This window comes from Burkholderia gladioli (assembly GCF_000959725.1).
Lineage (GTDB): Bacteria > Pseudomonadota > Gammaproteobacteria > Burkholderiales > Burkholderiaceae > Burkholderia > Burkholderia gladioli.
The window spans coordinates 3,404,661-3,416,775 of record NZ_CP009322.1; the positions used below are offsets into that span (position 1 = coordinate 3,404,661).

General features: G+C 61.8%; 12 protein-coding genes. 9 read left to right on the top strand and 3 right to left on the bottom strand.

Annotated elements, in window-relative coordinates:
- Nucleotides 1–61 precede the first annotated feature (61 nt).
- From BM43_RS14680 to BM43_RS14695, 4 genes are all read left to right on the top strand, one after another.
- On the top strand, nucleotides 62–739 hold the full coding sequence (locus tag BM43_RS14680; RefSeq protein ID WP_230676380.1) for a TetR/AcrR family transcriptional regulator: 678 nt from the start codon (nucleotides 62–64) through the stop codon (nucleotides 737–739).
- 198 nt (nucleotides 740–937) lie between these two features.
- Complete coding sequence (locus BM43_RS14685) at nucleotides 938–1,792, top strand: N-acyl homoserine lactonase family protein (RefSeq protein ID WP_036055020.1); 855 nt, start codon at nucleotides 938–940, stop codon at nucleotides 1,790–1,792.
- A 66-nt stretch (nucleotides 1,793–1,858) separates the two neighbouring features.
- Nucleotides 1,859–3,055: an MFS transporter gene (locus BM43_RS14690; protein ID WP_230676379.1), complete on the top strand. Its 1,197-nt coding sequence runs from the start codon at nucleotides 1,859–1,861 to the stop codon at nucleotides 3,053–3,055.
- A 308-nt stretch (nucleotides 3,056–3,363) separates the two neighbouring features.
- Nucleotides 3,364–3,651 (top strand): putative quinol monooxygenase, encoded by a 288-nt coding sequence (locus BM43_RS14695; RefSeq protein ID WP_036028244.1) that lies wholly within the window; start codon nucleotides 3,364–3,366, stop codon nucleotides 3,649–3,651.
- A 91-nt stretch (nucleotides 3,652–3,742) separates the two neighbouring features.
- Here the strand turns inward: BM43_RS14695 and BM43_RS14700 are convergent, their stop codons facing one another.
- Nucleotides 3,743–4,621, bottom strand: a complete 879-nt coding sequence (locus BM43_RS14700; protein ID WP_036055018.1) for a LysR family transcriptional regulator — start codon at nucleotides 4,619–4,621, stop codon at nucleotides 3,743–3,745.
- Nucleotides 4,622–4,724: 103 nt separating this feature from the next.
- Complete coding sequence (locus tag BM43_RS14705; RefSeq protein ID WP_052710572.1) at nucleotides 4,725–5,111, bottom strand: hypothetical protein; 387 nt, start codon at nucleotides 5,109–5,111, stop codon at nucleotides 4,725–4,727.
- A 329-nt stretch (nucleotides 5,112–5,440) separates the two neighbouring features.
- On the opposite strand from BM43_RS14705, the gene BM43_RS14710 reads away from it, so the two are divergent.
- The 5 genes from BM43_RS14710 (at nucleotide 5,441) to BM43_RS14730 (ending at nucleotide 10,260) form a co-directional block, all read left to right on the top strand.
- Nucleotides 5,441–5,800: a carboxymuconolactone decarboxylase family protein gene (locus BM43_RS14710; RefSeq protein WP_052409109.1), complete on the top strand. Its 360-nt coding sequence runs from the start codon at nucleotides 5,441–5,443 to the stop codon at nucleotides 5,798–5,800.
- Nucleotides 5,801–6,048: 248 nt separating this feature from the next.
- Entirely contained in the window at nucleotides 6,049–7,086 is a 1,038-nt protein-coding gene (locus BM43_RS14715) for a LysR family transcriptional regulator (RefSeq protein ID WP_080741990.1), read from the top strand.
- A 218-nt stretch (nucleotides 7,087–7,304) separates the two neighbouring features.
- Nucleotides 7,305–7,679, top strand: a complete 375-nt coding sequence (locus tag BM43_RS14720) for a response regulator transcription factor (protein WP_036028238.1) — start codon at nucleotides 7,305–7,307, stop codon at nucleotides 7,677–7,679.
- Between the two features lie 41 nt (nucleotides 7,680–7,720).
- The gene (locus tag BM43_RS14725) at nucleotides 7,721–9,622 is read left to right on the top strand and encodes a PAS domain-containing sensor histidine kinase (protein ID WP_080741991.1); all 1,902 of its coding nucleotides are present in this window, start codon (nucleotides 7,721–7,723) and stop codon (nucleotides 9,620–9,622) included.
- A gap of 14 nt (nucleotides 9,623–9,636) precedes the next feature.
- The gene (locus BM43_RS14730; RefSeq protein ID WP_036055016.1) at nucleotides 9,637–10,260 is read left to right on the top strand and encodes a response regulator transcription factor; all 624 of its coding nucleotides are present in this window, start codon (nucleotides 9,637–9,639) and stop codon (nucleotides 10,258–10,260) included.
- 29 nt (nucleotides 10,261–10,289) lie between these two features.
- Here BM43_RS14730 and BM43_RS14735 read toward each other — a convergent pair whose 3' ends face one another.
- A complete protein-coding gene (locus tag BM43_RS14735) occupies nucleotides 10,290–11,615 on the bottom strand; it encodes an MFS transporter (RefSeq protein WP_036055014.1) in 1,326 nt (441 codons plus the stop codon).
- Between the last annotated feature and the right edge of the window lie 500 nt (nucleotides 11,616–12,115).

The following is a 12,115-nucleotide window of genomic DNA, read 5'->3' on the forward strand; positions in this document are numbered from 1 at the left end:
CTGCCTCATGGAGGATGCGCGCGCACGGGCTCCTTGGCCGGATGGCGACACGGCCCAAAGCATGGCGCTGCCGGTACGCCGGTGCCGGCAGCGTGCGGCCGCTGCGGCATATCCATCCTCGTCGTCGGTCATGGCATTTAAAACCGTTTGGTTTAAAATGGCGACCGTATCCGACGTGGGGGTTTCCATGGGCCGTCCGAAAAAGTTCAGCAGGGAAAGCGTTCTGGAAAAAGCACTGCCCGTGTTCTGGCAATACGGCTATGCCGGCACCTCGCTGCACCAGCTGGAGCAGGCGACCGGCGTGAACAAGTCCGGCTTGTACGCGGAGTTCGAAGACAAGGAGGACCTGTTCCTGAACGCCCTGCTTCACTACTATGCGAACCGGGGCGCTGACCGCATCCTTGCCTCGACGCCGAAAGGATGGGGCAATATCGAGCGGTTCCTGCGCCTCGGGGAGAAAGGGGAGGCCGGCTGCGTCGGCTGTTTTTCCGTTAACAGCTTGCGCGAATTCGCCTCCCTCCCCGAGCGCTCACGCGAGGCGATCAGCGCCTATCATCGCCGCTTGCTTCCCGACATCGTCGAGAACATCGAGGCGGAAAAGCACACCATGCCGGCTTCGGCGATTGCCGAGATCGTGATGGTTTTCTTCTCCGGCTTCTGTATCGAAAGCAACCTCGATGGTGCCCCTCCCCTAGGCGACCCTGTCGCCGCCTTTATGTCCGCGCTGCGACACATGTAGGTTCGGTGTAGCCGTTCCCGCGGCAAGTGATAGCGGCACTTAGATTTCTTTTTTAGAACCGATTGGTTTTTTATATTGGCGCGTGGGCGCCGGCATCGCTATATTGAACCAATTGGTTCAATAAAAGGAAACCGATGGGGCGCTCCCGAAAACGGGCGCTTCATGTTCATTTCCCTATCCCTATCAAGGAGCAGCGCGATGTCCCTGAAGATTTATCCCATCAACTTCGGCAACATGTCGCTCGATTCGAGTGGATTGGTCTTGTTCCGCGAGCCCGGCAAACAGGTCACCATTCCGGTGCTCGGCTTCCTGATCCTGGGAGGGAAGGAACCGCTTCTGGTGGATACGGGTTCGCGCAGCGCCGAGCAATATGCGGCGTTCGGGCTGCCCTACGAGGTGACGCCGGAAATGACGCTGGAACATCATCTGAGCCAGCATGGACTGAAGATCGGGGACATCGGTCAGATCATCCATACGCACGCGCATGTCGATCATGTCGGCATGACCGATCGCTTTCCGATGAGTACCCGCGTCGGCATCTCGCGTCGCGAGCTCGAATTTGCCGCATCGGGCATCCAGGGGCCGCTGATGTACACGGCTGCCGATACCAAGCATCTGATCGACCGCCTGCATACTCGCGGCGCCATTCGTCTTTTCGACGTCGACGGTACGTTCGAGGAGGAGGTTATTCCCGGCGTCGCGGTGCGTTTGTCCGGTGCGCATACGCCCGGCTCGCTGTCGGTTCTGGTCGAAACGAGCGAGGGTATCGCGAACATCTGCGGCGACATCGCCTACAACCTCAAGGATCAGTTGATCGATCCGATCCTGGACCAAGCCGCGCACGAGCCGACCATCACGGCCAATCGTGCGATGACGATCCTCGACGAGAAGCGGGCGATCAAGCGGGCGCTTTCCGACAGCCGCTTTCTTCTTCCGAGCCACGATGTGCCCGCCTTGATCGAGCACGGAAAGGTGGTCGCCACCATGCCGGGAGCCATTTCCAATCCGCACGCCGATGTCATCAGCGTTCAGGCTTACACCCCGATTGCGTAATACCGGCCTCGCGCGCCAACACGTTGCGGCCGACGCGCGATCCCTGGACGATTGATGGAGCTTTTCGTGAATCCTGTCTATCCCCCCTCAATTCCGCGCGCGTTGCGAGTGTTGGCGCTCGCCTACTTCGTGCAAGCCACGGGCGCGCTCTCGGTCGTGGGCAGCCTCGATGCCGTTTCGAAGGAGTGGCATCTGGCAGACTCCCAGAGCGCGTTGCTGATTACCGTGTTCGGCGTGACGTTCGCCATTGCCGCACCGCTCCTGCAGGTGCTGCTGGGACACCTCAGACGGCGAGTGCAGGTGCTGGCGGGCCTGGCGCTGTTCAGCGCGGCCGCGTTGGCTTGCGGGATTGCTCCGGACTTTCCGACCTTGCTTGCCATGCGGATCTTGATGGGGCTCGGCGCATGCTTCATCGGTCCGGTGCTTGCCGCGCTCGGATCGGGGCTGGTGCAAGCGGAAGAACGGGGCAGCGCCATCGCCACCGTGCTGCTTGGCCTGAGCATTGCCGGACTGGTCGGGATGCCCATATCGGCCTGGATCGCGCATGCCTGGGGGGCGCGTGTCCTGTTTCTCGTCATCGGCATCACCGGTGCGTTTACCGCCGCCATGATCGTCTGGATGGTGCCCGACCACGTGCGCGGAGACGACGTGAAAATGTCCTCGCTGCTCACCCTGCTGGTTCGAGCCGAGTCCCTCAGTGCCTTCCTCGTGGTCTTTTTCATCGCATCTGCGGTCTACACAACGTATGCGTTCGTGGCGCCGATCGTGCGCGACGTCTATCACGGTGGCCAGGCCGATATATCGGCAGCGCTCGTCGTGCTCGGCGGCGCCGGGATCGTCGGAAACATTTTTGTCGCGCGCGCCGCGCGGCGCTACACGGCTGAACGCATGCTGCTGGCGGGAATGTCGTTGCTCGCGGTCGCGATCGTCTACTTGTGGTTGATGCCGGCCCACGTTTTCTGGCTGTTCCCGGCGCTGACAGTGTGGGCATTTGCCACCGACATTCTGTGGCCGTCACAGCAGCGCCGCATCGTCGAATTGGCGCCCGAGCGCCGCGGCGTGGCGTTGGCTCTTACCGCGTCGTTCGTCTTCTGCGGAATCGGCGTCGGTTCGGCTGCCGCGGCGTGGATCTACCCCAGATACGGCTTCGCCGGGCTGTTGTGCGGTTCGATCATGTTCCTGCTGCTCGCCGTGGCCAGTCTCGGGGTTTCCGTCAGCGCGAGGGCCCGTCGGCCGGCCATGTGCGTGAACTCGACGACCTGAGGTGCTTGCGGTCGAGTAGCCCGGCAACGAGATGCCGGCTGGAACTCGCGAGGCGGTAAGCGGCGATCGCGCCGGCAGACTGCAACGAGCGCGAATGGATCGGGCGTGCCGTTGTCGCGTGTGCATTTTCATCCGCCCGTTGATAGTGATGTTCGGATTCGTCACTGTCCGATATCGGGCAATCCAGGGATGATCGAAGTGGCAAGCACGGCCGTCGCCGCATGAACGATGGACGCATGAAGCCGAATTACCGCCGGCGATCCGCGTGTCGATTGACGCGGTCCGGCTCACCAAGGACAGGACGCGATATGTCGATCAAATTCATTGTTGCCATCATCAGTACATCGGCGCAGCACGCCGAGGACGTGGAGCGGGCTCTCGAACGCGCGGTGCCGGAAGTCCGCAAGGAATCCGGCTGTCTTCAATACGATTTGCATCGCGACCAGACCCGTCCGGGACGGTTCGTGATGATAGAGCGGTGGCGCGACGCGGAGGCCTTGAAAGCGCACGGTGAGGCAGCTGCCTTCAAGGCGCTGTCCGAGGTGCTGAGCACGCGCGCCACCTTGGACATCGCGGATCTGGCCGCCGTCGTCTGAACTCCTGGCATCGGCGGCCGGTACGAGCCCACGCTGGCTCTTCCCGGGGAGCGGTGCACCACGCGTTGCCGCCGACCTGGATGAAGCTGGTTCAAAGCTCGTCCAGACGCGCGCGGATGAATTCGTTGAAGGTCCTGACCTTGGCATCGAGATAGCGGCGCGACGGATACAGCAAATGGATTTGCAGGTCCGAAAGCCGATGCTCCGGAAGGATTTCGACAAGCGAGCCGCTCGCGATGTCCGCACGCACCAGATGGCGGGGCAGTGCGCCCACGCCAAGCCCGGAGAGAAGGGCCGTCTTCAGCGCGTCGACATCGTCCGATACGAATCGGGGATTGCCGGAAATCTCGACATGGTCGGCTTTCCCAACGTTTGGGGGCATGGTGTCGAACCGGATCGGAACGAGTGCATGCGCGCCAAGGCCTTCGGGCCTGGTGAGCGGATGACGCCGGAGAAAAGCCGGCGAGGCCACCAGCGTCATCGCACACGTCCCGACTGGCCTCACGATGTTGGCCGAATCGGGAAGCGTCGTGGCCACCACGATTGATACGTCGAGATCCTCCTGGATGAGATCGGTCGTGCTGTTGCCGATGCGTAGATCCACGGCGACGTCCGGGTGCAGGGCGTGATAATCGATCAGCGAATTGGTGATGAAATTAACGCCGAGTTCGCGGCAGCATTGCACCCGAAGCCGGCCCCGCGCATGCGTATGAGCGGAGCCGGCCTCGGTCTCGGCCTGGTCGAGACATTCGAGTATCTGCTTGCAGGCTCGATAGAAGCGCTCCCCGGCTTCGGTTACCGACATCTTTCGAGTAGTCCGTTGCAACAAGCGGGTCTTGAGATGGTTCTCGAGGTTGGACACGGCGCGCGAAATAACGGCGGTGCTGCAATCGAGCAGTTCCGCAGTACGCGTGAAGCTTCGCGTCTCGACGACGAGAGAGAACACCTGCATGTTGGTCAGCTTGTCCACGTGCGCTCCAATATCGTTGGGAAGATCCAGTGATTCGGTACGGCGTCCGGCGGCATCGCGTGCGACCATGCCGGCAACCGGTTTTGCCGAGGAACGAGAGCCATCAGAAAGAGGCGGAGCGAATGCTCCGGTCGCTCGCCGTGTGATGGTTCCGCAATAGGCTCGCCACGATCGCGGCCTTGATGATCAGGCCGACGGCCAGCATCACGGTCAGTAGCGGCGAGACCGAGGCAATGCCGGGAAGCGAGAATCCGACGGCAAGCACGCTGGCCGCGCAGACGAACGTCAGCAGGCGCAGCGCGAGACCGAACCGGGCAGCCGCGCCCACGATCAGCAGCAGCCACAAGGTCCGCCCGACGAGCATGGGCAACATCTCGTCCTGGCTTCGCATATAGAGCGTCTCGAGCAGGGATTCGAGCAGCCAGTAAACGGCCAATGCCTTGATCGAGACAATCGCGTAGCTGCTCAGTTGAACTCGCCGATGGATCATTGCTGCCTCGCAATAAATATTTACCCGATGCGGCAAGATAACAAGCAAACAAGCATGTCGGCCATCGTTCAGTCGTCGATGCAGGCCTATTCCACCGTGCCGGGTCCTATATACCGAGGTATAGGAGGCATGGCCCATTTTTGCCGCTGCGGCGGGAAAGCGGGCGAAACGTCGATTGGAAGAATGGTGTTTTAGGCGCGAGGCTATTCAAGCTTCGCCGCGTCCGACCTAGGATGCGCGTATCTTTTACTCCGCGATCGGTCGGGACGCCCAATCCCAAGGGATTGGCCGACATGCTGCACCTTGACGCCATCGTCGCGTAAAGCTCGTTGAGGAAAGCCGATATCGAGACGATCAAGCTCGCCATCAGCGCATTATCCGACTGTGATTACTGCGTCGCCGCGCATTCGCTGCTTGGCAAGGGAGCCGGGCTGACCGCCCAGACCTTGCGTGATATTCGCGAAAACATGATTACCGGCGACGCCCGGCGGGATGCCCTGCTGAATTTCGTGCGGACCGTCTATTCGACTCGCGGCACGGTGCCGACCGACGTCGTCGACGCGATTCGTGCGGCAGGGTTTACCGATCAGCAAGTCATCGACATGTTGTTCGTGGTGACATCCATCACGTTTACCAATCTGGTCAACCGCGTCAACGATACCGTCGTCGACTTTCCGGTTGCCGCCTGAGCCACATCGGCGTCCCCAAAAGGCGCGGTGAGAACGAATCCGCATGATCCGCGGATTCGTTTCTTCTTGCCTGGAGCCGATGTGCACCCTGGCCGCGCCTGGTCCGGGAAGGCGCGCGTCGAGTATGTAGGGCACGGCAGGTTAACACCATCGTATGGGACGGCGAATCCCACCAGGTAATAGAGTGAGCGGCGCGAGTTCTCTAAACTGGGCCCTGTCTTCCCCAGCAACGATTGTCGGAGAAAAGCATGGACCGAACCCTGCAGGCAATGTCAGTCTTCGCCCACATCGCACGCGTCGGCAGTTTCACAGCGGCGGCGGAACTGCTAGGCATCAGTGCAGGGTCCGCCAGCACGCTGGTGCGGCAGCTCGAGGGACACCTGGGCGTGATGCTGCTGCATCGCTCGACGCGCTGTATTCGCCTGACTGCGGAAGGCACGCAGTACTTCGAGCATTGCGAACGGATCCTCGGCGAAATCGACGAAATGAAGGACCGGCTCGGTGGTGGAGGAAAAATCGCGAAGGGCCGACTGGCGGTGGACGTCGATCAGGAGGTGGCTCACACTCTGTTGCCGCTGGTCCCCGGATTTCGTGCCGAATTCCCCGATGTGGACTTGCGCGTCGATGTGGGCGGGGAGCAGGATGGACTGATCGCCAATGGCGTCGACTGTGCGGTGGTCGTGGGCCAACTTGCCGATTCGTCGCTGCGCAGCCGCCGTGTCGGCGATTTCCATGCAGTGACCGTGGCGAGTCCGGCGTATCTGGCGCGGCGTGGCACGCCGCATGGCCTTGATGAACTCCACGCTCACGACGTGATCCACTACACGCCTCGCCGGTTCGGGCCGCCGCGTGAATTCTGCTTCGGCGTGGGTGCCGACGAGGTACGCGTCAAACTCGCCGAGCGCATATGCGTCAATGACGCGAGGGCGGTGCTCCGTTACGCCGCTGAAGGCGTCGGCATCGCCCAGGTATGTCGGAGAATGGCGGCCGAGGAACTGGCTGCGGGGCGGCTTGTCGGCGTTCTCGAAGAATATGGCCCGGCCCCGTTACCCATCTCCGTGCTCTATACCGATCGCCGCCACGTGCCTATGTCGATCAGGGCGTTCATCGACTGGATACAATTGCAGCTCGATCGCGGGCAGGCCGAGCCTGTTGCGGCCCTGTCGCGTCATGCCATCGAGGCTCGCGAGACCAGCGCGTCGTGGATCGCCAACGCTCGCGTTGCCGCGGGGCGATTGGGCCAGGGCGGCGCTCGGCGACCCGCGCCCATATTCGCAGGAGCATGATGGGCAGGGAAGCAGGCGCGGTAACCTGCCTTGCGATATGCTTGCGCCCCGGCCTGTCCATCCGAAAGGTGACGTCCAGCGCGCAAGGGCGAGGCGAGCGTTCATACATTCGTATAGTTCTCGGGCTGGCGGAGGGCGTATAAGATTCGGCCGGGGCATCGACGCTGGGCGCTCGAACTTGCGCCATCCTTAACGACGCGATCAGGGACATTGCTCGCATGCTCACTCATCCAGTGGTTTCGATCATAGACGACGACTCTTCGGTTCGTCTTGCGACGCGCAGTCTGGTGCGCTCACTGGGCTGGGACGTGCGGGTCTACGAATCCGCGGAGGCATTCCTGGATGCCGACGAGGTGGCCGATGTTGCCTGTATCATCTCCGACGTGCAAATGCCGGGGCTCTCCGGGCTCGAGATGTACGAATGTCTTCTCGAGCGCGGTGCCGCGCCTCCCGTCATCTTCATTACATCTTTCCCATCCGAGGCGACGCTTCGGCACGCAATGAAGCTGGGAGCCATCTGCGTCTTCAGCAAGCCTGTCGACCCGGCTGCCATCGAGCAGCGCCTGGAAGATCTCCACGGCTCGCATGCCTGAAGGCCACGTTCAACATCATCGTGTCGAAGCAATAACATTCCATGAGTGACGATCGTCGCCTACACCAAGGCGGTGCCGTGGACGCGAGGTCCGTCGTCGGTCCCCGCAGGCGCCGGCCTGGAAGGCCGGAAAACCAGGGTGACAACGTCGACGAGGTGCTGCAACGAAGTCAGCGCACCGTGTATGTCATCGCCGCGGCGCTGGGCCTCTGTATCTTCCTGATCGACGCATTCGCACCGGTCGACGTCGCCGTCGCCGTGCTCTATGTCGTTGTCGTGCTGATGGTGGCGTCAGTTGCGTCGCAGACCGTCACGGTCGCGGTCGTCTGGATGTGCGTGTCGCTGACCGTGCTCGGATTTTTGCTCGCCCAGAGCGATCAGACCGCATTCAGCTCCGTGGCGCGCTGCATCGTGAGCGTGCTGGCGATCGTGACCGTGTCCGCGCTCGCGCTCAGGAACCAAAGCAGTCGTGTGACGCTGCAAAAGCAGATCGATCTCCTGAACCTCACCCACGATGCCATTGTCGTGAGTGGCCTGGATGGTCGTATCAGCTTCTGGAGCGTCGGTGCCGAAAGCCTGTACGGGTGGACCGAGGAGGAGGCGATCGGACGGAATATCCACGAACTCACGCGCACCGCCTCGTCGGTGCCGATCGCCGACTTGCTGGCAAGCACGATCGAGGCCGGGCATTGGCAGGGTGAATTCCTGAGAACCGGCAAAAGCGGTGCGGTGGTGGTGATTTCGAGCCGTTGGACAGTGTCGCGCGACAAGTGGGGGCAGCCCGTCGCCGTTCTGTCGACCGATAGCGACATTACGCAGGCCAAGTCGCTCGAGGGCGAGCTGCGCCGCCAGAAGGAGGAACTGGTCGCGACGATCGACGCGATCCCCGCCATGGTCTGGAGTACCTCCAACGACGGCCGCATTGTTTATCTGAATCGACGGTGGTCCGATTACGGCGTTGAAATCAATGGCGACAAGGATGTCTGGCATGACATCATTCATGCCGAGGATATCGGCGAATTCGAGTGCAGATGGCGCGAGGCGATTGCAACCGGCAGCGGTTTCGAAGTGACCGCCCGCGTGCGGCTCGGCAATGGCGCCTATCGCTGGATGATCATCGGCGCTGCGCCGCTTCGCGGTGCCGACGGGACGATTACCCGCTGGTACGGCGTCAACACCGATATCGAGGCGCGCCGTCATGCCGAGCAGGCGCTGGAGCGCTCGAGGTCCGAGCTCGCCCACGTGACGCGCATCACCATGCTCGGTGAACTGGCGGCCTCGATCGCGCATGAAGTCACCCAGCCCTTGGCGGCGATCGTGACGGCAGGCGAGGCTGGGATGCGGTGGCTCAAGCGATCGCCGCCCGAGTTGTCCGAAGTGCGATATTCGCTGGAGCAGATGACGCACGATGCCAAGCGGGCCACCGACGTGATACGTCAGATCCGGGCGATGGCCAAGCGCAGGGATCGGGATAGCGAGGCGATCGACCTCGGTGTGGTGGTCCAGCAGTCGATCGACCTGATGCGTCGCGATTTGCAGGGCCAGCAGATCGACGTCTCGGCTTCGCTCCCGACGAGCGACATGCGGGTGAGCGGCGACCGGGTACAGATTCAGCAGGTGGTGATCAACCTGCTGATGAACGCGGTTCAGGCGATGGCAGGCGTGAAGGATCGCGAGCGGAAATTGGCGGTTTCGGTGCTGCGCAACGACGACGAGGCACGCGTGATCGTGGCGGATTCCGGGCACGGCATCAACGAGGCGGATGCCGCTATGTTGTTTACGCCCTTCTTCACTACCAAGGCGGAAGGGATGGGCATGGGGCTGTCGATTTGCCGCTCGATCGTGGAAGCACATGGGGGCCGTATCTGGGCCGAGTCGCGCGAGGGCAGCGGTGCGTCCATGCAGTTCACGCTGCCGATAAGAACGGAGGCAATCGATGGGTGAGGAGAAACAGGGCAATGGCTGAGCAGTCGATCGTCTATGTCGTCGACGATGACGATTCCATGCGCGCGGCGCTCGGCATGCTGCTGCGCTCGGTCGGGCTGCGCGTCGAGCTTTTTGGCTCGGCCCAGGAGTTCCTGGCCTTCGAGCGGCCGGACGTCGCGAGTTGCCTGATTCTCGACGTACGGTTGAAGGGCCAGAGCGGGCTGGTGCTGCAGGAGCAGATCGTCGCCGGCGAGATGGGTTTGCCGATCATCTTCATCACGGCGCACGGCGATGTCGCGATGTCGGTCAAGGCGATGAAGAATGGCGCACTGGATTTCCTGTCCAAGCCGTTTCGCGATCAGGAGATGCTCGACGCGGTGGAGGCCGCGCTGCTCAAGCATGAGGCGCAACGTAAATCCGAGGGGCGCGTGGCCGCCATCCGGCATCGTTACGAATCGCTGACGCCGCGCGAGCGCGAGTTGATGGGATTCATGGTGCGAGGCTTGCTCAATAAGCAGATCGCTGCGGAAATGGGGCTGAGCGAGATCACCGTCAAGATCCATCGCGGCAACGCCATGCGCAAGATGGAAGTGCGCTCGCTTGCCGAATTCGTTCTCGCGGCGAAATCGCTCGGCATCGATCCGAGCGAGGACTGAAGCCTGCACGGCGGCTGGCGGTGGCCAGCCTAGCGATTGACGAGATGCTTCGGCAGCAGCAAGGTCAAGACCAGCCCGAGCAGCAGGCAGGCAATGATGCAGAAGACGGGCAAGGCGAAGCCTCCCGAGGACTGTTTCAGTTGCCCGACCACGTAGGGGCCGAAGAACCCCCCGATATTGCCGATCGCGCTGATCCAGGCGATACCGCTCGCGACCGCCGCCGGACCCAGGACCGCGGTCGGCATGCCCCAGAACACCGGCGGGATCGACAGCAGTCCGGCGTTGGCGATGCAGAGGGCCAGCACGCTCAGCCAGAGGTTGTCGTGCCAGAGCAGCGAAAGAGCCAGGCCCGCCGCCGCCATGAAAAACAGGCCGGCAAGCAGCATGCGGCGCTCACGGTGCCGGTCCGCCCGGCGCCCCGCGATCAGCATGACGGCGACGGCGACGGCATTGGGCAAGGCGGCAACCAAGCCGATCACGGTGTCCCGCTCCACGCCGAGCGACTTGATGATGGTGGGCGCCCACAGGGTGTAGCCATAGATGCCGAATACATCAAGAAAGTAGATGACACCGAAAATCCAGAACAGCCAGCTCGCGAACATCTCCGTATGGCTGGCCGACGCGCTGATGGCACGATCTTCCGCGAGGATACCGATCAGGTAGGCGCGGTCGGATTCGGAATGGTGGCGACTCAGCGTGACATCGTCCTCCAGGTATTTCCAGCAGAGTAGCGCGGCACCGAAAGCGGGGATCGCTTCCACGATCAACATCCACTTCCAGCCGGACACATCGAGAAGACCGTCGGAGAATTCCATGATGAAGCCGCTCAACGGTGAACCGATCAATCCGGCGAGCGGCAAGGCCGCATAAAAGACGGACAGGATTCTTGCGCGATGGAAGCGGGGAAACGACTGGGAGATGTAGTAAACCACGCCGGGCACCAGGCCGGCCTCGGTCACGCCAAGCAAGTAGCGCATGATATAGAACTGCTTGGGCGTTGACACCAGCGTGGTCAACGCAGAGACGATGGCCCAGGCCAGGATGATCCGCGTCAGCCAGCGTTTCGCGCCGACTCGCTGCAATATCATGTTGCTCGGGACTTCGAACAAAACATAGCCCAAGGCGAACGTGCCTGCGCCGAATCCGAACACGGCATCGGTAAACCCCAGTTCCTGGCTCAGTTGCAATTTGGCGAAGCTGACATTCACGCGATCGATGTAGGACGCCAGATACGCGAACATGAAAATCGGCAAGATACGGAATGCCAGACCTCTGCAGATGCGGTTTTCCTGCGCTGCCTCGCTCATCGCGCCATAGGGCGCGGGATCAGATGATCGTGCCGCATTGAGTTCCAAGAAGTTCTCCCTGGGATCGAAGGAGAGACGGTTCTCTCGGCCGCACAGGACTGCTTACGAGGCATCGTTCGATGCACGCTCCCTGCATGGTCCGTACAAACAGTCGACTGAAGGCGCATTACCAATGCATCGCGTCGAGATGGTGTCTCGACGAACCACGTACGCCCGGTCGACCCACATGAAGGAGGGGCGCCGTATCGACCATCCTCGGATGTAACGGACCATTCCCATTCTTCGGGACAGGCCGCTTGAACCTGCCGGGATTCGTCGGGCGGGCAATGCCCGTAACCGGTGTCGAGCACGACAGCAGGCACATGCCGCCGTACATCGATGCGGTCCGGATTTTACCGGATGCCACTCTTTCCAGGTTAACGAATTTGGCCAGAACGGTACGAATATTTCTATAAAAGATTTTTTTTCGCAACCCGCGCTCTTCTTTGAAAAGGCGCATTCATCCATGAATCAAGTTGGCACGATCCGCGATGGCGGCGGTTCGCGAT